The 19,828-nt window shown below is 66.8% G+C and carries 20 protein-coding genes and 1 tRNA gene; 19 read left to right on the top strand and 2 right to left on the bottom strand.

Annotation, left to right across the window (positions count from 1 at the left end; genetic code table 11):
* Positions 1–110 precede the first annotated feature (110 nt).
* Positions 111–1,370, bottom strand: coding sequence for an aspartate kinase (locus KJ554_10885; protein ID MBU0742841.1), 1,260 nt, complete (start codon positions 1,368–1,370; stop codon positions 111–113).
* Positions 1,371–1,522: 152 nt separating this feature from the next.
* Here KJ554_10885 and radC point away from each other — a divergent pair, with 152 nt between their 5' ends.
* From radC to KJ554_10950, 13 genes are all read left to right on the top strand, one after another.
* Complete coding sequence (gene radC / locus KJ554_10890) at positions 1,523–2,251, top strand: DNA repair protein RadC (GenBank protein ID MBU0742842.1); 729 nt, start codon at positions 1,523–1,525, stop codon at positions 2,249–2,251.
* Between the two features lie 36 nt (positions 2,252–2,287).
* Positions 2,288–3,322, top strand: coding sequence for a rod shape-determining protein (locus KJ554_10895; GenBank protein MBU0742843.1), 1,035 nt, complete (start codon positions 2,288–2,290; stop codon positions 3,320–3,322).
* 50 nt (positions 3,323–3,372) lie between these two features.
* Positions 3,373–4,254 carry a rod shape-determining protein MreC gene (locus KJ554_10900; protein ID MBU0742844.1) on the top strand — a complete coding sequence of 294 codons (882 nt, stop codon included), beginning with the start codon at positions 3,373–3,375 and terminating at the stop codon, positions 4,252–4,254.
* Positions 4,251–4,742 carry a rod shape-determining protein MreD gene (gene mreD / locus KJ554_10905; protein MBU0742845.1) on the top strand — a complete coding sequence of 164 codons (492 nt, stop codon included), beginning with the start codon at positions 4,251–4,253 and terminating at the stop codon, positions 4,740–4,742. Before KJ554_10900 ends, mreD begins: the two co-directional genes overlap by 4 nt.
* A 17-nt stretch (positions 4,743–4,759) precedes the next feature.
* Complete coding sequence (gene mrdA / locus KJ554_10910) at positions 4,760–6,523, top strand: penicillin-binding protein 2 (protein MBU0742846.1); 1,764 nt, start codon at positions 4,760–4,762, stop codon at positions 6,521–6,523.
* Positions 6,523–7,794: a rod shape-determining protein RodA gene (gene rodA, locus KJ554_10915; protein MBU0742847.1), complete on the top strand. Its 1,272-nt coding sequence runs from the start codon at positions 6,523–6,525 to the stop codon at positions 7,792–7,794. The genes mrdA and rodA overlap by 1 nt, the downstream gene beginning before the upstream one ends.
* 11 nt (positions 7,795–7,805) lie before the next feature.
* On the top strand, positions 7,806–8,564 hold the full coding sequence (lgt, locus tag KJ554_10920; GenBank protein ID MBU0742848.1) for a prolipoprotein diacylglyceryl transferase: 759 nt from the start codon (positions 7,806–7,808) through the stop codon (positions 8,562–8,564).
* Positions 8,561–9,463 carry a hypothetical protein gene (locus tag KJ554_10925; GenBank protein MBU0742849.1) on the top strand — a complete coding sequence of 301 codons (903 nt, stop codon included), beginning with the start codon at positions 8,561–8,563 and terminating at the stop codon, positions 9,461–9,463. The genes lgt and KJ554_10925 overlap by 4 nt, the downstream gene beginning before the upstream one ends.
* 42 nt (positions 9,464–9,505) lie before the next feature.
* The gene (locus tag KJ554_10930; GenBank protein ID MBU0742850.1) at positions 9,506–10,249 is read left to right on the top strand and encodes a ComF family protein; all 744 of its coding nucleotides are present in this window, start codon (positions 9,506–9,508) and stop codon (positions 10,247–10,249) included.
* Positions 10,250–10,323: 74 nt separating this feature from the next.
* Complete coding sequence (locus KJ554_10935) at positions 10,324–11,520, top strand: phosphoglycerate kinase (GenBank protein ID MBU0742851.1); 1,197 nt, start codon at positions 10,324–10,326, stop codon at positions 11,518–11,520.
* 119 nt (positions 11,521–11,639) lie between these two features.
* Entirely contained in the window at positions 11,640–12,044 is a 405-nt protein-coding gene (gene secG, locus KJ554_10940; protein MBU0742852.1) for a preprotein translocase subunit SecG, read from the top strand.
* A 20-nt stretch (positions 12,045–12,064) separates the two neighbouring features.
* A tRNA-Leu gene (locus KJ554_10945) sits at positions 12,065–12,150 on the top strand.
* Between the two features lie 271 nt (positions 12,151–12,421).
* Positions 12,422–12,643, top strand: a complete 222-nt coding sequence (locus KJ554_10950) for a hypothetical protein (GenBank protein MBU0742853.1) — start codon at positions 12,422–12,424, stop codon at positions 12,641–12,643.
* 92 nt (positions 12,644–12,735) lie between these two features.
* Here the strand turns inward: KJ554_10950 and KJ554_10955 are convergent, their stop codons facing one another.
* The gene (locus KJ554_10955; GenBank protein ID MBU0742854.1) at positions 12,736–13,581 is read right to left on the bottom strand and encodes a hypothetical protein; all 846 of its coding nucleotides are present in this window, start codon (positions 13,579–13,581) and stop codon (positions 12,736–12,738) included.
* A gap of 340 nt (positions 13,582–13,921) precedes the next feature.
* On the opposite strand from KJ554_10955, the gene KJ554_10960 reads away from it, so the two are divergent.
* From KJ554_10960 to KJ554_10985, 6 genes are all read left to right on the top strand, one after another.
* Complete coding sequence (locus KJ554_10960) at positions 13,922–16,006, top strand: elongation factor G (protein ID MBU0742855.1); 2,085 nt, start codon at positions 13,922–13,924, stop codon at positions 16,004–16,006.
* A gap of 54 nt (positions 16,007–16,060) precedes the next feature.
* A complete protein-coding gene (locus KJ554_10965; protein MBU0742856.1) occupies positions 16,061–16,816 on the top strand; it encodes a YebC/PmpR family DNA-binding transcriptional regulator in 756 nt (251 codons plus the stop codon).
* A 73-nt stretch (positions 16,817–16,889) separates the two neighbouring features.
* The gene (gene ruvC / locus KJ554_10970; protein ID MBU0742857.1) at positions 16,890–17,399 is read left to right on the top strand and encodes a crossover junction endodeoxyribonuclease RuvC; all 510 of its coding nucleotides are present in this window, start codon (positions 16,890–16,892) and stop codon (positions 17,397–17,399) included.
* Positions 17,396–18,007, top strand: coding sequence for a Holliday junction branch migration protein RuvA (locus tag KJ554_10975; GenBank protein MBU0742858.1), 612 nt, complete (start codon positions 17,396–17,398; stop codon positions 18,005–18,007). Before ruvC ends, KJ554_10975 begins: the two co-directional genes overlap by 4 nt.
* A 17-nt stretch (positions 18,008–18,024) precedes the next feature.
* A complete protein-coding gene (gene ruvB, locus KJ554_10980; protein MBU0742859.1) occupies positions 18,025–19,062 on the top strand; it encodes a Holliday junction branch migration DNA helicase RuvB in 1,038 nt (345 codons plus the stop codon).
* A partial coding sequence (locus KJ554_10985) for an S-adenosylmethionine:tRNA ribosyltransferase-isomerase (protein MBU0742860.1) occupies positions 19,049–19,828 on the top strand: 780 nt, incomplete at its 3' end. The genes ruvB and KJ554_10985, both read left to right, overlap by 14 nt.

The following is a 19,828-nucleotide window of genomic DNA, read 5'->3' on the forward strand; positions in this document are numbered from 1 at the left end:
GGATGTCGGCCGGGTCGCCGCGGTATCCCGCGGGTGACGCGGCGCGCGACGAAGAAACGCGAGGGCGGGCCAGGCGGCTCGCCCTCGCGGCGCGTAAGCTCTGAAACGGATCACTCCCCGGTAAGGAACGCGTCGTGCAGGGGCTGCTGCAGCGCCGCGCCGTCGTCGGCGCTCACGAGCAGCCGCAGCAGGGGACCGTCGGTCAGCAGGACGCGATCGATCACGCCGAGAGACGCCAGCAGTTCCTCGACCCGGCCGTGGACCGACAGCCAGTTTGTCGCGGGGCGTCCCGCTAGGGTGATGCAGCACAGGCCTCGCCTGAACCGGAGTGACGTCTCGTGCGCGGCGGCGGCCGGCGCCAGCCTGTCGTGCAGCGCCGAGGCGTCCGAACTGGGCAGCAGCGCGCGCCAGACCCGCTCCTGGTCGTCGCGCAGCCATTCGCCGAGGAAGAGGCCGGCGCCGCTCGCGGCGACGGCGACGGCGCGGAAGTCGGCGAAAGCCGCGGCGTCCTTGCAGGCGACCTCCAGCAGCGCCACGTCGTCCCGGGCCACCAGGGAGAGGGGCCGGTATCGACAGGCATCGACGGGCGGCTCCTGCGCCTCAGGCGTAGCGGCCGTGGGCATCACCCGCGTGCCGGGGGTGTCGTGGAAGCTGGAACCGATGAACAGCGGCACGCCGTGGCGCCTCGCGTAGTCCACGGCCCGGGGATGGACGACCTCGCAGCCGGCGTCGGCCAGCGTGGCGAGCTCCTCGTAGGTGAGCGTGTCGTACCGGCGCACGCCGGACAGACGGTGCGGATCGCCGGTGAAGACGCCATCGACGTCCTTGAGGATCTCGCATCGTTCGGCGCCGAGGGCCGCGGCCAGGGCGACCGCGGTGGCGTCGCTGCCGCCGCGGCCGAGCGTAGTCACCTCCCGGTCGCGGCTGACGCCCTGGAAGCCGGCCACCACGACGACGTGCCCCGCGGCGAGGGCCTCGCGTACGCGGTCGCCCTTTACCTCCAGGATGCAGGCCTCGGTGTGGCTGCAGTCCGTGATCAGGCCGCATTGCGATCCGGTGAAGGAGATGGCGGAGCAGCCGTGGGCCTGCAGGGCCATGGAGAGCAGGGTCATCGAGATGCGCTCGCCGACCGAGAGCAGCAGGTCCAGTTCGCGGCGCGGAGGTTGCGGAGCGACCGAACGCGCCAGGTGTTCGAGTTCGTCGGTGTGGTGGCCCATCGCACTGACCACCACCACGAGGCGGTATCCCTCTTGCTTCTTGGCGACGAGATCGCCGGCCACCGCGCCGATCCTTTCCACCGAGGCGATGGACGTTCCCCCGTACTTGCGCACGAGAATCGGCTGTTCGGCGGGATTGCGGGCTGGAGTCACGGTCGCTCCTCGCGGCTGGCGCTGGGGGTCGGCGAAGCATAGGTTGCGGCTTGGATCAGAACAAGTTAAAACGGCCCGTAACCCTACGAAAAAGGGTTGCTCAGCCCAAATTGCCATGCTAGATTGGCGCATCCTCCCCAGGGGGAGGTAGGGTGTTAAAAACAAATGAGATACGGAAATCGCACCTCGACAGGACGTCGGCCGTATGTCCCGTCGGGCCGCGCGACCCCCTGAGTCCGCGCGGCCGGTTGTTGCGTCTGGGTTCCAAGGCGCTGTCACCTGGTGAGATTCTTGCACTGGTCATCGGCGCCGGCGGTGTCGCGCCGCCGGCCGTGACGGCCGAGCGTCTGCTGTCCAGATACGGCTCACTCAGCGCGCTGGCGGACCTCGACCCGGATCTGCTCTGCCGCGAGAGCGGCGTGGGCCCCGCACGGGCGACCCGGCTGGCGGCCGCGTTCGAGCTGGGGGCGAGAGCCCTGGACAGGACTGGCGGGGCCGGTCCCGCCGTGAAGCGGCCCGCGGACGCGCTGCCGTTGCTCGAGGAAGAGTTCAGGGGGTGCGACCGCGAGCATTTCCTGGCGCTGCACCTCGATGCCAGGCATCGCGTGACACGCGTGGAGACGGTCTCGGTCGGTTGCCTGGACGCGTCGATCGTCCATCCGCGCGAAGTGTTCAAGACGGCCGTGGCCCGCGGCGCCGCCGCGGTGATCGTGGCGCACAATCATCCGTCGGGCTGCGCGGAGCCGAGTCGCGACGACCTGGCGCTCACGTCGCGGCTGTCCGACTGCGGACGGCTGCTGGGAATCGAATTGCTGGACCACATCATCGTCGGGCGCGGTGAATTCACGAGTATCCGGGAGCATGGTTGGCCCGGCGAATGAGGGCGGCGCGACGATAGCGATGCAGGAGGAGTCTTGATGTTCTCCAAGCTCAGCCAGTTCCTGACCAACGACATCGCCATCGATCTGGGGACGGCCAACACCCTGGTCTACATCAAGGGCAAGGGCATCGTGCTGAACCAGCCTTCGGTGGTGGCGCTCGACAAGCGGACGGGCAAGGTCTACGCCGTGGGCAGCGAGGCCAAGGCCATGCTCGGCAAGACTCCCGACTCCATCCAGGCCATCAGGCCCCTGAAGGACGGCGTCATCGCCGACTTCGAGGTAACCGAATACATGCTGCGCGAGTTCATCCGCCAAGCCCAGAAGAAGCGTCATTTCATCGCCCCGCGCATCGTCATCTGCGTGCCGTCGGGGATCACCGAGGTGGAGAAACGCGCGGTGCGGGATTCCGCCAAGCACGCCGGCGCGCGCGACGTGTTCCTGGTGGCGGAGCCCATCGCGGCCGCCATCGGCGTCGGATTGCCCGTCGACCAGCCGAGCGGCAACATGATCATCGACATCGGCGGCGGCACCACGGAGATCGCGGTCATCGCGCTCAACGGCATTGTCTGCGACACCTCGATCCGCGTCGGCGGCGACGAGATGGACGAGGCGATCGTCAACTACATCAAGAAGAACCACAACCTGTTGATCGGCGACCAGACGGCCGAACACATCAAGAAGACCATCGGTTCCGCCTTCAAGCTCGAGAACGAGGAGGAGATGGAGGTCAAGGGCCTCGACCAGGTCACGGGCATCCACAAGATCCAGAAGATCTCCACCCTGGAGATCCGCGAGTCCCTCCAGGAGCCCATCCTGTCGATCGTGGACGCCTTGAAGCACGCGCTCGAGCAGACACCGCCGGAACTGGCGGCCGACATCAAGGATCGAGGCATCGTCATGACCGGCGGCGGCGCCATGCTCCGCGGCATGTCCGACCTGCTGCGCGAGCATACGGATCTGCCGATCAACCTGATGGACGACCCGCTGTTCTGCGTGGTCCTGGGCACGGGCAAGATCCTCGACGATTTCGACAAGTACAGACCGGTGGTGATGAAAAGCACTCGCGACTAGCCCTCGTCCGGATCGCCGGGGCTGGCGGCGCCCGTCGGAGAGGAAGGCGGATGGCCTCGAAACCAGCATACCGGTCGAACCGGGTGGAAAATCTGGCGCTGGTCGTCTGCCTGATCGTATCGACGGCTTTGCTGGCCCAGCCCGAGAAGCAGCGCATACACATGGCCGACTTCCTCGGCACGATTCTCACCTCCCCCTATCATCGGACGGTGGACTTCGGACGGGACATCGCGCGCGTGCGTCGGGAGAACGACGTCCTGCGCGCCGAGATCGCCGCCTTGCGGCTGCAGCAGCAGTCCGCCGTGCGTTTCCGGCGGGACCGCGACGAACTGCGCCGGGCCCTGGGTCTGGTGGACGTGGCGTCCGCGACGCTGGTGCCCTGCGAGGTGGAGCGGCGTCGCGTGTCGTCGTTCGCGTCCATGGTGCGCGTCAGCGCCGCCGACACCGTGGCCTGGGAGAGGTATCAGCCCGTGATCACCACGGACGGGCTGGTCGGGCGGATCCACACGGTGACCGGACCGCGGACGGCATGGGTGGAGCTGCTCACGTCCCCGGGCATGGCGGTCAGCTGCGAACTGGAAAGATCGGGTCTGCCCGGCATCCTGCATTCGCGCGGAGGAGATTTCGATCTGGCGCTCATCGGACGGGACGAGGATGTCAGGGTGGGCGACCGTGTGGTCTCGTCGGACATCGCCATGATCTACGGCGAAGGGGACCGCCTCAGCGGTGGCCTGCCGCGCGGCCTGCCGGTGGGCGTGGTCTCCGAGGTCTCGTCCCCGCCCGAGCAGCTTTTCAAGTCCGTGCGCGTGGAACCGGCGTCTTCATTCACCAGCCTGGACGTGGTCTTCGTGATCGTCGGTTCCGGCGAGTGGTTCGTCACGCAGACGCCAGCGCCGCTGGACGCGCGTACCGACGACGAGGAGGCGCCGTGAGCCGCTTCCTGCGCACGACCCTGTCGCTGTGTGTCCTGGCGCTGGTGGGCGACGTGCTCGTGGCGCCGCTGCTCTCCCTCGGCGCCATCGCCCCCGATTTCAGCCTGATCGCGCTGGCCATCCTGGCGCTCGGCGAAGGGGCGTTCGCCGGAGCCCTCGGCGGTTTCGCGCTCGGGCTGGTGGCCGATACGGCCATTCCGAACCTGCTCGGCCTCGGCGCGTTCTGCAAGTCCCTGGCCGGCTTTCTGGTCGGACGCGCGCGGTCGCGCCTGGTGATCGGGCTGCCCCTGGTGGAGGGCAGTCTGGTGGCCCTGATGGCCTTGGGACACGATGTGCTCTACCTGATCGGACAGAGCTGGTTTTCCGAAGGCGCCTTCTTCCGTCCGCTGATCACGGTCGTCGTGCCGTCCGCCCTCTACACCGGTCTGGTGTCCGTGCCCCTGATCCGCCTGGCGGATGCCCTGCGGATGCTGCGGCGCGAGGAATGAGCGGGGAGCGCTGAGCGATGCAGGAAAGACATTTCATCCAGGCCAGGATCCTGCGCGGCGTGATCTTGCTGCTGTTCGGCGTGCTCGTGGTCGACATGTTCATCCTGCAGATCGTCCAGCACGATCACTACAAGGGCCAGTCGCTGCAGAACCGGCAGGTGAAGCTCCGCGTGAAAGCACCCCGGGGACGTTTTCTGGATCGCGAAGGACAGGTCCTGGCCGACAACGTCTACATGGCCGACATCACGCTGCCGCGCGCCTGCCTGACCGTGGCCGGCCCCGATTCCACGCTGGCCAAGCTGATGCGCTGGTTTTCGCTGCCGGAAACCGAGACCCTGGAGCGTCTGCACGATCAGAAAGCGGCCGGCCGGCCGCGTTTGACGCTGCTGGCCAACGCGGACATGCCGCGGATCGCGACGGTGGAGGAACGCAGGCGGGAGCTGCCGGGTGCGCGCGTCGAAGCACGCGCCCGGCGACGTTACAAGTACGACTCGCGCTTTGCCCACATCATCGGCTACGTGAGCGAGGTGAGGCCGGAGGAGGTGGGCGACGAGAACGACCACCAGGCCTACCAGCCGGGCGACACGGTCGGCCGCGAGGGCCTCGAAGCCGCCTGGGAGGACGAGTTGCGCGGGGAAGCCGGCCTCTTCCTCAAGGAGGTCAACGCCGTCGGGCGCGTGGTCGGCAGCCGAGACATCCCCTTGTGGCCCGTCGTTTCCGGCGAGGACATCACGCTCACCCTTTCGCTCGCGCTGCAGGAGAGTCTCGCGGTCGCCATGGCCGACCGGCCGGGGGCGGCGGTGGCCCTGTCCCTGCCGTCCGGCGAAGTGCTCGCCGCGGTCAGCAACCCGGCCTACGATCCCAACCTCTTCACCAAGGGGATCTCGTCGCAGGAATGGCGCAGACTGCTCGACGATCCGCAGCATCCCTTCCTCAACCGTCTCGTCCAGGCCACCTATCCGCCCGGCTCGCCGTACAAGATCGTGACTTCGCTGGCGGGCCTGGAGGCCATGGTGGTCGGGAAATGGACGCATTTCGAGCCCTGCTACGGGTCGTACCGTTTCGGCGACCGGAACTTCCGGTGCTGGAAACGTTCTGGGCACGGCGATCTGGACCATGCCGGCGGGCTGGTGCATTCCTGTGACGTGTTCTATTACCAGCTGGGCCTGCGCCTAGAACTGGAGCAGCTGGGATCGGTGGCCCGCATGCTCGGTCTGGGGAAGAGGACCGGGTCTCCTTTCGTGGCGGAAGTCACCGGGAATATCCCGGATACATCCTGGTACGACGACCATTACGGACCGGGACGCTGGACCCGGGGCGTCCTGCTGAACAACGCCATCGGCCAGGGCGAGATACTCGTCACGCCGCTGCAGATGGCCGTGTTGACGGCGAGAGTGGCCGTCAACGACCGCGATCTGGTATCTCGCTTCCGGCCGGGGACGGACGGCGACGTCGAACGCGTCGCCAGGCCCCTGCCCTTCGCGATTGGACATCTCGACTGGCTGCGGCATACCATGACCCAGGTCGTCGACATGGGCACGGGCACGCGGGCGCGGCTGGAGGCGATCGAAGTTGCCGGCAAGACCGGGACCGCCCAGAACCCGCACGGCGAGGATCACGCGTGGTTCGTCTGCTTCGCTCCGGCTTCCGCTCCCGTGGTCGCGTTCGTGGTCATACTCGAGCACTGCGGGCACGGCGGCGCGGTCGCCGCGCCGGTGGCGGCACGCTGGCTCACGGCGTTCTTCGCATGGCGCGACCGGCCGAACCAGGGAGGTGCCTGATGCGCCAGGATTGGCTGCCGCGCGCATCCTCCGGGACGATCCTCCTATGGTCTTTCGCGGCGCTCTGTCTCTTCAGCCTGGCAACCTTGTGGAGCGTCACGGAGGGTATACGCGGACCCTACGAGATGACCGATTCGGGCGTCGCCAAGGCCATCTTCTGGCGTCAAGCGATCTGGATCGTCATCGGCTGGCTCGCCCTGCTGGCGGCCATGCGCACTTCGCTGCAGTTCTTCGAGGAATCCGCGCCGCTGCTGTACCTGGGGGCCGTGGCGATGCTGGTGCTGGTGCTGGCGATCGCGCCCGAGATCGCCGGAGCCCGGCGCTGGTTCAGCCTCGGCCCGCTGCGCCTGCAACCCTCGGAACCGGCCAAGATCGCCCTGGTGCTGGTGCTGGCGCGGCTGTTCAGCAGCTACGCCTCCCGCGACCGGCAACTCCTGCCCGTGATCGGTTCGCTGCTCCTGGCGGCGATTCCCCTGGCGCTGGTCCTGCGGGAACCCGATCTGGGCACGAGCCTCGTGTACGTGGCCCTTTGGCTGGGCGCCGTCTACTGGTTCGGCTTGTCGTGGGTGTTCCTGCTCAGCGTGGGCTCGCCCCTGCTCAGCGCCATCTTCAATTTCTACTCCGAGTCGGTCGTGCATCAGGCCTGGCCCTGGGGCGCCTATCTGCTCGTGCTGATGGCCGGACTCTCGGTGGCGCGCTTCCGCCTGCTGGAGAGCTTCCTGCTCGTGCTGGCCAACATCGCGACCGGCATCGGCACTTCCTTCTTGTGGGGCGGGCTCAAGCCCTATCAGCAGGAGCGGATCCTCACCTTCTTCGATCCGACGCGGGACCAGTTCGGCACCGGCTACCAGGCCATCCAGTCCAAGGTGGCCATAGGTTCGGGCGGCCTGTTCGGCACCGAATATCTGCAGGGGACCCAGAAGGGTCTGGCGTTCCTGCCCGAAAGACACACCGATTTCATCTTCTCGGTGGTGGGGGAGGAGCTCGGTTTCATCGGGGCCCTGCTGCTGATAGGAATCTACCTGGTCATCATCCTCAAGGGGCTGGAGATAGCCCGCACGGCCCGCAAGTCCTTCTCTTCCCAGGTCGCGCTCGGCGTGACGATCTACTTCGCGTTCCACGTGCTGGTCAACATCGCGATCACGACCGGGTTGCTGCCGGTCACCGGCCTGCCCCTGCCGGTGATGAGTTACGGCGGCTCGAATCTCGTGGTCTCGGCCTTCATGCTGGGCTTGCTGGTGAACATCGGTTCCCGTACTTTCGAGTCCTGAGGGGAGGTTGCATGCATCCGCATCTGTTCGGCATCGTCAAGACCTTCGGCCTGCTGCTGGCGTTGAGCTTCGTGATCGGTTTCTGGCTGAGCGTGCGCCGCGGTCGCCGGCGCGGCTTCGACCCGAACCTGGTGCTGGATTTCTGCCTCACCGTCATGATCTCCTCGTTGATCGGCGTGCGCCTTTTCTACGTGGCGACGCATGCCGGTGAATTCGAGCCCTGGTATGAGGTGTTCTTCATCTGGAAGGGCGGGCTGACGCTCTATGGCGGCATCATCCTGGCCATTCTCGCGGTCTGGTTCTTCTGTCGGCGTCGCCGGATCGCTTTTCTGCCCCTGGCGGATGTGCTCGCGCCCCAGGTGGCGCTCGGCATCGGCATCACCCGGCTGGGATGCTTCCTGAACGGGTGTTGCTACGGGAGACCGACCGACGGCCCGCTCGGCATCAGCTTCCCGGAGACCTGCGCCGCGGGCTGGGAGACCGGCTGTGCGGCCTTGCATCCAACCCAGCTCTACAGCTCGGCGGCCGGATTCGCTGTCTTCGCCCTGCTGATACTGTGGGAGAGGCGCAGCAGCTTCCCGGGAGCGACCTTCGCCCGCTTCTTGTCTCTCTACGGCCTCACGCGCTTCCTGGTGGACCTCTTCCGGCACTACGATCCAGGCGACATGGGACCTCTCGGCATCACGACCAGCCAGTGGATCAGCGTCGTTCTCTTCGGGGCCGGCTGCTGGCTGATGCTGACCCGACGATCCGCGGGTGAATCGGAATGAGACGGGGAAACGGTTCCACCCTCAGCCTGCGTCCTGACGGCGGCGGCTGGTCGCGCGACGGCAAGCCCTGGGAACCCGATGGGCCCTTCTACGCCGTGCTGGGCGATCCGGTCGACCACTCCCTGTCACCGCTTTTCCAGAGCGCGGCCATGCGCGCCGAGGGGCTGCCGTATGCCTATCACGCGGTCCGCACCTCGCGTGCGGATCTGGCGCGCATCTTCCGCGACCGCGGCGGGCTGGCCCTGCGCGGTTTCAACGTCACGGCGCCGCACAAGTTCACAGCCGCAGACCTCTGCCCGGTCCTGACCGCCGAGGCTCGCCTCACGGGTGCCGTCAACACGGTGCGCCTCACCGAGGGGGGCTGGGAGGGACACAACACGGATGTCGGCGGCCTGTGCGAAGTGCTGGACGACCTGATCGGTCGGACACCGGCGGGCCACGGGCTGGTCCTCGGCGCCGGCGGCGCCGCGCGGGCGGCCGTCGTGGCGCTGCTGGAGTCCGGTGCCGACGGTGTCTGTGTGATGGCTCGATCGGGCAGCGGTTTCGAGGCCATGTCCGGCTGGCTTGCCGCAGACGCCATGTCGGGCCGGCGCGTCCGCCTCGTGGACTGGGGCGCGCCGTTGGCCGAGCACGGGATGGCTTCCGGCTTCGTCTGCGTCTCGTGCCTGCCCGGCGGCGTCGACTTGGCTTCCCTGGCGCCCGCCGGCGGCACCCTGCAGCCCGCGCTCTGGCTGGACATGAACTACGCTTCGCGCGCGGTCGCGCCGCCCGGCGTGCCCGCGAACCGGATCCACGACGGTCTTCCGGTATTGCTGGCCCAGGGCGCCCTGTCCTTTTCCTGGTGGTTCGACCGTGACGCGCCCCGCCGCGTCATGGCGGAAGCTCTTGCCGGCGCCTGATTCCCGCCCCGTTTCACATCCTCCCGGATCGCGGGTAGCCGCATGAGCGCTTGGCTTCGAACCGCAGCCCGGGCCCTGCTGGAAGTGGTGCTCCCCGCGCACTGCGTGCGCTGCGACCGGGAAGTGGCTGCCGGTGGAGGCCGGGGCGTAGCCGGCGGTCTGCGCTGGTGCGATACGCCGCCGCTGTGTCGAGCCTGTCGTGAATCTCTGCTGTGTCCGGAGCCGCTGTTCGTGACGCTCGGCAAGGTCGGCTCGACGTTGCCGGCGGCAGCGGGGATGCCCACGAACGCCGGGCTGGTGGAAATCGTGTCGTGCTGGAAGTACCGCGGGTACCGCGGCCTGGCGGTGCCGCTGTCCGCGCTCGTCGATGCCGCCTGGGATATTGCGGAAACCGTGGGCGGTCCCGTGGACATGCTGGTCCCGATGCCGTTGCATCCCCGGCGCCGCCGTGAAAGAGGCTTCAACCAGGCCGAACTGCTGGCCCGCCTGGTCGGCAGGCGCAGGAGCTTGCCCGTGCATGCCGATCTGCTCGTCCGCCGGCGGGCCACCGCCCAGCAGGCCAAGCTGTCGTCGCGGTCCGCGGATCGCGGACGCAACGTCAGCGGTGCCTTCGCGCTCGCTGGGCGAGGCGCGGGGGAGATCGGGCGCGTGGGTCTCGTGGACGACCTGGTGACCAGCGGTGCGACGGCGCTGGCGGCCGCCGCGTGCCTGCGGGAAGGTGGCGTGTCGGTGTCCTGGATCCTCGCCGCCGGAGCCGTTCGGGCGCGCTCGCCCGGGCGGGCTTGACAGGTCTGGCCGGTCTATCTACCATCTCTCTCGCCGCGGGCACCGTTCAGGGCTTGGCAAAGGATACGATCAAGATGAAGAAGCTGGGGCTTGCGCAGATCGATCTGACCGGTCAGCAGGTGTTGATGCGGGTCGACTTCAACGTTCCCCTGGACAAGGACGGGCGCATCACCGACGACACGCGCATCCGCGCGGTCTTGCCGACGGTGCGATACATCCTGGCCGGAGGCGCCAGCCTGGTGCTCGCCAGCCACCTGGGCCGTCCCAAGGGCAAGATCGTCCCCGAGCTGTCCCTGCGCCCCGTCGCGGACCGTCTCGCGGAGCTGGTGGAGGCGCCAGTGCGGTTCGCCGACGATACGGTCGGCCCTTCCGCGCGCGCCGCGGCGGCCAAGCTCGCGCCGGGGGAGATCCTGCTGCTGGAGAACCTCCGCTTCGCAGCCGGGGAGACGGACAACGCCCCTGGTTTCGCCGAGCAACTCGCCAAGCTCGGCACCGTCTACGTGAACGACGCATTCGGCACCGCCCACCGGGCGCACGCTTCGACGGTGGGTGCCAGCTCGTACTTCAGGCGCAGCTGTGCGGGGTTCCTGATGGAGAAGGAGCTGCAGAACATCGGCATGTTGCTACAGAACCCGCCGCAGCCCTTCGTCGCGATTCTCGGTGGCGCGAAGATCAAGGGCAAGGTAGAAGTGATCGAGAACCTCCTCGACAAAGTGGATACGCTGCTGCTCGGCGGAGGCATGATCTTCACCTTCTTCAAGGTCCACGGGCTCGCGGTGGGTGACAGCCTCGTCGACGAGAACAGTCTCGAGGTCGCCCGGAGCATCCTGGCCAGGGCCGAAAACTCCCGGGCGAAACTGCTGCTGCCGGAGGACGTGGTCGTCGCGAAGGATTTCAGCGAGGATTCCGCGCGACGCACCGTCCTGGTCACGGACATCCCGACCGGTTGGCAAGGGCTGGACATCGGCCCGCGGACCGTGGCGAAATACGGCGAGATCATCGCCGTCGCCAAGACGGTGTTCTGGAACGGCCCCTTGGGCGTGTTCGAGTTCCCCGCCTTCGCGGCGGGCACGCGCGCGATCGGTGAAGCGGTCGCCGCCGCCACGGACGCCGGGGCGCATTCCGTCATCGGCGGCGGCGATTCCGTGGCGGCCATCAACCAGCTCGGACTGGCGGAACGCATCACGCACATCTCGACCGGCGGCGGCGCCTCGCTCGAATTCATGGCGGGCCGCGAACTGCCCGGCGTGGCCGCCCTGACGGATTCCTGAGGGGGCGGGGTGCCTGGTGCCCCGGTTGACAATGGTCTGTCGAGGTGTTAGCTTATCGGTCGCCGCCGCGCCAGCGGTGGCATTTCCCTTGCACAGCCTGACGATCGGGAGAATCGCACATGTTGTACGTCTTTTTCATGATCCTCCACGTGATCATCTGCCTGCTGCTCGTAGTCGTAGTCCTGATGCAGTCGAGCAAGGGCGGTGGCCTGGCGGGCGCTTTCGGCGGTGGCGGCGGCCTGCCCCAGCAGATGTTCGGGTCGCGCACCATGACGACGGCCCTGCACAAGATGACGGTCTACCTGGCGGTCGGTTTTTTTCTCACCTCTGCGATCCTGTTCATCCTGACCGCCGATCGGTCGGCGAACCGTTCCGTGATCGGCGACGCCCTCGATGAAGGCACCTTGACCAGCGACGTGACCTTGCCGACTTCCGATGCGTCTCCGCTGACGGAGACGGGGACCGACGCCGGCGTGCTGGAAGAGCCTCAGGGCAGTGCTGCCGAACAGGACGACGGACAGTAGGAAGCGCTCCGGAGATTCTTGCTCGGGTGGTGGAACAGGTAGACACGCTATCTTGAGGGGGTAGTGGCCACAAGCCGTGCGGGTTCAAGTCCCGCCCCGAGCACCAAAGAAAAAGAGAGATCGGCACCGCCGATCTCTTTTTTTTCGTTGACACGTTTTTTTTCGATCGGAATAATGTCTCTGACTGGTTCGCGAATTGTCCACGACGTCCACCGCCATGTTGAAGATCCGCAGAAGAAGCACGAAAATGTTTCGTGGGGACTCGAAGGAAAGACGACCGGTGAAGGGGACGTGGACGGAGCCAGTGTCGGACAATTCGTGGTCGTCCAAGGGTGCGCCGGGCGGCCTGAGTGCAATGTCAGCAAGCGAGGTCCAAGATGGAGGAGAGTCTGAAGCTGGCAGCTGCGGCCAAGAAGAAGACCAAGAAGAAGGCCGCGAAGAAGAAGGTCGCCAAGAAGAAGGTGGCCAAGAAGAAGGTCGCCAAGAAGAAGGTGGCCAAGAAGAAGGTCGCCAAGAAGAAGGTGGCCAAGAAGAAGGTGGCCAAGAAGAAGGTGGCCAAGAAGAAGGTGGCCAAGAAGAGGGTCACCAAGAAGAAGTGATGTAGGGCGCTGCAAGGCGCTTACTGCCTAAGAGCCGCCGCTCCCGCAAGGGAAGCGGCGGTTCTTGTGGTGCAGGCCGGTGGGGAGCGGGATCAGTAGATCGGCTTGACGTCGAACAGCATGGTGATGCCGATGGTGCCCGTCATGGTCGTAACTTGTTTGCTGTAAGTCACTTCCTCGGTCTGCAAGGCGAATGTCGTGGCCGTGAACTGGGCGTTGACATGGAAGCCCTCGCTCAGAGGCAAGATCAAGCCGCCGAAGAGCTGGAAGTAGAGGGCCGTCTTGTCCTCGAGTACGCTGAAACGGTTGATGATGCCTCCGAAGCCTGTGCCGAAGTAGGGCCTCAGGCCGAAGGTCTTCAGCGTATGGGCATCGTAGGCAAGGGAGATCCCTCCCATGTATGACTTGAAGTTGCTGTCTTCGCTGCCGCCTTTGAACCGTGTCTCGTCGTAGAATCCCTCGTACCACTGATCGAGATCCTCTCCGTAGACGCGCTCGATAAAGAGATCGTTCTCGAAGCGGGCCATCGAAAGGGTGGCCTTCGCGCGGCTATAGGAGGCGTTCAGGTCGAAGTGGAAGGAGTCCGAGAGATAGAAGCCGATGTTCAGCCTGTATATCTCGCCGGCGTCGATCTCCTTGACCGGCGCGTCGAAACCGTTTGCGGGGCGCTCCGTGCCCAGGTCCAGTTCTTCGCCGTTGAAGAGCGTCACGGTGTTCGATCCTTCAGCCAGCTGCGCCCGATCGTCGATGATGGGCAGGTCGAGATACCTGGTGCCGGAGTAGTAGCCCCCGGAGAAGCTGATGCTGATGCTCTTGATTCTGCTCGTCAGTTCCTCCGTGGGGGCGTCGGTCTCGGCGTCGGTCCGGGCCGGCACGGCCGTAGCCGCCAGGCAGGCGAACGACACGGCCATCAGCAACATCAGTCGTTTCGAGCTCATTCAACACCTCGGCATGGTGTGCGGTGGGTACGAGCAGGCCACCCGCAGGCTGCGCGGAGAAGGGCCCGGGTTCCGGAACCGGGAACCGTTTCCGGACGACGGGCGCCGAACTACGGTAATGCAGACCCTCAACCTGGGCAAGGACTTTGTCCTGCGCCGTTCGACCGTAAACATAGGGGATCAGGCAAGGTGGGACAAGGGGGGCGGGATTGACATGGTCCCGGCTCGCGGTTATCATTGCTGCTCGGCAAAAAACGGCCGGAGACGCCCTAACCGGTGTTCAAGCGCTTATTTGCCCGCCGCATTTTCCTGATCGACCGACCCCGACCGGAGGATGAAGTTGAAGACCTATGCAATGGACATGATCCGTAACATCGCATTGATAGCTCCACACGGGGTGGGCAAGACGAGCCTGGCGGACGCCATGCTCCACGTGACGGGCAAGGTCGGGCGCCGGGGCAGCGTGGATGACGGCTCCTCCGTCTTCGACTACTCCGACGAGGAGATCGAGAAGAAGCAGACGATGTCCGCCAGCCTGGGCTGGGTCGAGGTCGGCGACACCAAGATCAACATCATCGACACCCCGGGCGTCAATGACTTCCGTTGCGACATGTTCTGCGCCCTCGAAATCGTCGACGGCGTGTTGTTCGGCGTGAAGGCGGACGGCGGTCTGGAGGTCTCCAGCGACGCCCTGTGGCGCATCCTGCGCGAGCGCGGGATGCCGACGATGATCGTGCTCACCCGCATGAACAAGGAGCACGCCGACTTCGACAAGGCCATCGCCGAGTTCAACGAGCATCTCGGCGGCACCTCGGTGCCGGTCCAGCTGCCCATCGGCAGCGGCGAGTCCTTCAAGGGCGTCGTGGACCTGCTGAGCAACAAGGCCTACGAGTTCGACGCCGACGGCAGGCCGCAACCCGTGGACATACCCGCCGACATGGCCGGCGAGGCCGAGGCCGCGCGTGAGGAACTCATGAACGCCGCCGCCGAGACCGACGAGGCGCTCATCGAGAAGTTCCTCGAGGACGGGACCCTCAGCGACGAGGACATGCTGGCCGGATTGACCGCCGGCATGGTCGCCGGCCAGGTGTATCCGGTCTTCCTGACGGCTGCCGACTCCGAGGTCGGCGTCAAGCCCTTGCTCGACGCCGTGGCGAAGCTCATCCCGACCCCCGCCGCCAAGACCGAACTGAAGGGTCTGAAACCAGGCACCGATGAGGAGACGACGGTGGAGATAGGCTCCGACAAGGGCGGGCTGGCCTACGCCTTCAAGTACCAGCGCGAGACCCAGGGCGGCGACCAGACCTGGCTCAAGGTCTGGAGCGGCGGGATCAAGTCGGGCGACAATTTCAGCACGTCCAACGGCAACAGCGAGCGTATCGGTCAGCTCAGCGTGGCCATGGGCAAGGGACGCGAAAAGGTCGACGGTGCGTGCGCCGGCGACATCGTCCTGGCCGCCAAGTTGAAGAACAGCCCCACCGGTACGACGCTCTACACCAGCGCCGCCCAGATCCAGTTGCCGGCGCCGCAACTGCCCAATCCCACCAGTGCCGAGGCGATCACCTCGGCTACCGCCGGTGAAGAGGACAAGATGGGCGTCGGCCTGAACAAGCTCAGGGAGGAGGATCCCTCCTTCAAGATCGTCCAGGACGGCGAGTTGAGCCAGACTCTGCTGATCGGCCAGGGCGAAATGCATCTGACGACCGTTCTCGACCGTCTGAAGAAGCAGTTCGGCGTGACGGTCGAGCGCCATCGCCCCCGGGTTGCCTTCAAGGAGACCATCAAGGCCACGGTGGAGGTCCAGGGCCGCTACAAGAAGCAGACCGGCGGGCGCGGCCAGTTCGGCGACGTGCACCTGCGCCTCGAGCCGCTGCCCCGGGGCGAGGACTTCGAATTCGCGAACGAGATCGTGGGCGGGGTGGTGCCGTCGAAGTTCATCCCGGCCGTGGAGAAGGGCGTGCGCGAGACGATGTCCAGGGGCGTGGTGGCCGGTTACAAGATGGTCGACATGAGGGTCGCCCTCTACTTCGGCTCCTACCACGCCGTGGATTCCAGCGAGAACAGCTTCAAGGCCGCTGCGCGCATCGCCCTGAAGAAGGGCGTGCCCGACGCCAAGCCGACCCTGCTCGAACCGATCATGCAGGTTACGATCCGCGTACCCGAGTCCTACATGGGTGATGTGATGGGCGACATCTCCAGCCGCCGGGGACAGCCCCAGGGCATGGAGGCCGAGGGTCCCATCCAGGTGATCAAGGCCCTGGTGCCCCAGGACGAGATGTACCAGTATTCGACCACCCTGCGCGCCATGACCCAGGGCACGGGTGAATTCTCCATGGAGTTCAGCCACTACGCCGAGGTGCCGGGCGATGTAGCCAGGCAGCTCATCGAGGCCTACGCGAAGAGCCGGACCGAGGACGCCGACTGATTGGCACCGAGACAGCGGGTGTTCGACCGGCCCCCATTGGGAACAGGAGGCGAGATGTCCGGGCACTCCAAGTGGAGCACGATCAAGCGCAAGAAGGGCGCCAAGGACGCCGCCCGCAGCAAGATCTGGTCGCGTCTGGCCCGCGAGGTCATCGTCGCCGCCAAGATCGGCGGCGGTGATCAGGAAGCGAACGCGCGCCTGCGATCGGCCATCCTGGCGGCCAAGGCCGCCAATATGCCCAACGCCAACATCGAGCGCGCCATCAAGCGCGGCACCGGCGAGATAGAGGGCGCCGTCTACGAAGAGGTCAACTTCGAGGGCTACGGTCCCGGCGGCGTGGCCGTCCTGGTGGAGACACAGACCGACAACCGCAACCGGACTACCAGCGAGGTCCGGCACGTCTTCACCAGGTACAACGGCAATCTCGGGACGAACGGCTGCGTCTCGTACCTCTTCGAGCGCAAGGGGTACGTCACCCTGGACGCCTCGCGCGTGGACATGGACACGGCCATGGAGGCGGCCATCGAGATCGGTGCGGAGGACGTGGAACAGGAAGGCGACGCCATCTACGTGTGCACGTCCTTCACAGATCTCAACAACGTGCTGCAGTCGCTCCAGGACCAGGGTATGCCGGTGTCCGAATCCGAGATCGTCCAAGAGCCGACCACGACCGTCCGGATCTCCGGCAAGGATGCCCTGACCTTGATGAAGCTGATCTCCGCCATGGACGATCTCGACGACGTGTCGCACGTCTCGGCCAACTTCGACATCGACGAAGCGGAGATGGCGGAAATCCTGGAGAATCTTTGAGCCGCGTAGGGGCGGGCGTCGGGGGCGGCTCCGTAGCCGCCCCCGTTTTCTCATCCGGGAGAGGCACGTCGCGATGATCATTCTCGGCATCGATCCCGGCTCTCGCCGCACCGGCTACGGCGTGATCGAATGCCGGGGCAACCGCTTCAGGTATTGCGACGCGGGTACCATCGCGACCACCCCCGGCGCCGGTCTGCCCCTGCGCCTGCGGATCATTCACGAGTCGTTGGTGGCGATCATCGCCGACCACGCTCCCGATGTCGCAGCCATCGAGGATGTCTTCAACGCCCGCAACGCCCGCAGTTCCCTGATCCTGGGGCAGGCGCGCGGCGCGGCCATGCTGGCGGCCGCGCTGCGGGACATTACCGTTGCCGAGTACGCCCCGCGTGAAGTAAAAATGGCATTGACGGGCAACGGGGCCGCGACCAAGGAACAGGTCCGCTTCATGGTGCAGCGGCTGCTGGGGTTGGCCAGGCCGCCGTCGTCCACCGACGCCAGCGACGCGCTCGGGGTCGCACTCTGCTACGCCATGCGCAGCGGTTCGCCGGCGATGCCCGGAAACAGGAAGGGCCACGAGCGATGATCGCCAGTGTCGAAGGCGTGCTGCAGAGCCGAGGGAAGACCTGCGTGGTCACCGTGGGCGGTCTGGGTCTGGCGGTCACCATTACCGCCGGTGCCGCGGCCGCGTTGCCGCCGGTCGGCGATACGATCAAGCTGTGGACGCATCTGTCGGTGAGGGACGACGGCTGGACCCTCTACGGTTTCACCGATCCCGACGAGCTGGTCCTGTTCAGGCTGTTGATCTCGGTCAGCGGCGTCAGCCCGAAGCTGGCGCTGGGCATGCTGGCGGGAGCGACCGCGCCCGCCATCGCGCACGCGCTCCAGACCGGCGACGAGAAGGCGCTGGTCGCCATGCCGGGCATCGGACGCAAGAGCGCGGCCCGCCTGATCGTGGAGCTGGGACAGAAGGTGCCGCCGGCCCTGCTGGCCGCCGGACCCCGCACGCCCCGCGACTCGGCGGAGCCCGGCGACGAGCCGCCGAACATGGCCGTGGCTCTCGAGCTGCTGGGCGCCATGGGCCTGACGGGGGATAGGGCCGGGCGGATCCTGCGTGCGGCGGTGTGCGAGGACCGGGAACTGGCCGCCGATCCCGTGCGCTGGGTGCGGGCGGCCCTGCGGGAACTGTCCTGACGAGGAAGGGAAGACCATTGTCCGAGCACCGTTGGACAGATCCCAATCTCCATCCCGGTGAAGGCGACCAGGAATTGAGCCTGCGCCCCCGCCGCCTGGACGACTTCATCGGCCAGGAAAAGGTGAAGGACAACCTGCGCGTCTTCATTCGCGCTGCGCGCGAACGCGGCGAGGTGCTCGACCACGTTCTCCTCCACGGACCGCCCGGACTCGGCAAGACGACCCTGGCCGGCATCATCGCCGCCGAGATGAGGCTCGAGCTGCGTATCAGCAGCGGCCCGGCTTTCCAGAACAGCGCCGAGCTGGTCGGCCTGTTGACCCAGCAGGAGGAGCCGTCCGCGGTCTTCATCGACGAGATCCACCGGCTCAGCCACGTGATCGAGGAGTACCTGTATCCGGCCATGGAGGACCGGCGCATCGAGCTCGTCGTGGACAAGGGGCCCAACGCCCGCCATTTCCAGCTGGACCTGCCGCCTTTCACGTTGCTGGGGGCGACCACGCGCGCGGGCATGATCACCGGTGCCTTGCGCTCGCGCTTCGGGATCATCTGCCATCTCGATTTCTACCCGCCGGACGAGTTGCAGCGCATCGTCGTCCGTTCCGCCCGGGTGCTCGGCATCGGGATCGACGACGAGGGCGCCATGGAGCTGGCCCGGCGCTCCCGCGGCACGCCGCGCGCCGCGAACCGGCTGTTGCGGCGCGTGCGCGACTATGCCCAGGTGGCGGGCAAGAAGGCCATCGACCGGGGAATCGCCGATCAGGGGCTGACGCGCCTCGGGGTGGATGCGCTGGGCCTGGAACCCCTGGACCGGCGTTACCTGTCGCTGATCATCGAGCATTTCGGAGGCGGCCCCGTCGGCATCCAGAACCTGTCGGTTTCCCTGGGCGAGGAGCTCGACACCCTGGAAGACCTGGTCGAGCCCTTCCTGATCCAGGCGGGTTTGCTGAAGCGAACGCCACGGGGGCGCGAAGCGACGCCGCACGCCTGGACCCACCTCGGCTTGCACGCTCCCCCTGCTTCGGATCGGGAGGACCCGCAAGGTGAACTCCTCTGAGGCGAGACCCGCTGCCGCTGCCTACGCCTTCGATCTGCCCGACAGGCTGATCGCACAGGTGCCGACGGAGGATCGCGCTTCCTCGCGCCTGCTCCTGGTGGACCGTGGACGGGGCGTGCGGGGCGAGGCGCGATTCCGGGAACTGCCGGAAATACTGGAGCCGCACGATCTGCTGGTCGTAAACGACAGCCGCGTCCTGCCGGCCAGGCTCAGACTGCGGCGCGATCCGGAGGGCGGCCGCGTCGAGCTGCTGCTGGTGCGTCCCCGGGGCGATGGGACGTGGCTGGCCATGGCCAGGCCGGCCCGGCGTCTGCGTCCCGGGAGCCGGCTGCTGACCCTGACGGGCGACGAGCGCCCGGACACGATCGAGATCGTGAACGTGCTCGACGCCGGTTACGTTGTGGTCGGGGCGCCGACGGGAACGGTGCCCGCCGTCGCGGCTCGCGCCGGCGAGACGCCGCTGCCGCCCTACATTCGCCGCGACCCGCAGTCCGCGGACTACGCCGCCCTGTCGGCCATGGACCGCCGACGCTACCAGACGGTCTACGCGACCGCGGAGGGCTCGGTGGCCGCACCGACGGCTGGGCTGCATTTCGACGAGGCGTTGCTCGACGCACTGGCGGCCAGAGGCGTCGCCATGGCCGGTGTCACTCTGCACGTCGGACCGGGCACCTTCCGGCCGCCCGCTGCGGCGGACATGCGCGCCAGGCGACTGCACGAGGAGTTCTTCACGTATACCGCCGCGACGGACGCGGCCGTCGCCGCG

The organism is bacterium (genome assembly GCA_018814885.1).
In the GTDB taxonomy this organism is placed as follows: domain Bacteria; phylum Krumholzibacteriota; class Krumholzibacteriia; order LZORAL124-64-63; family LZORAL124-64-63; genus JAHIYU01.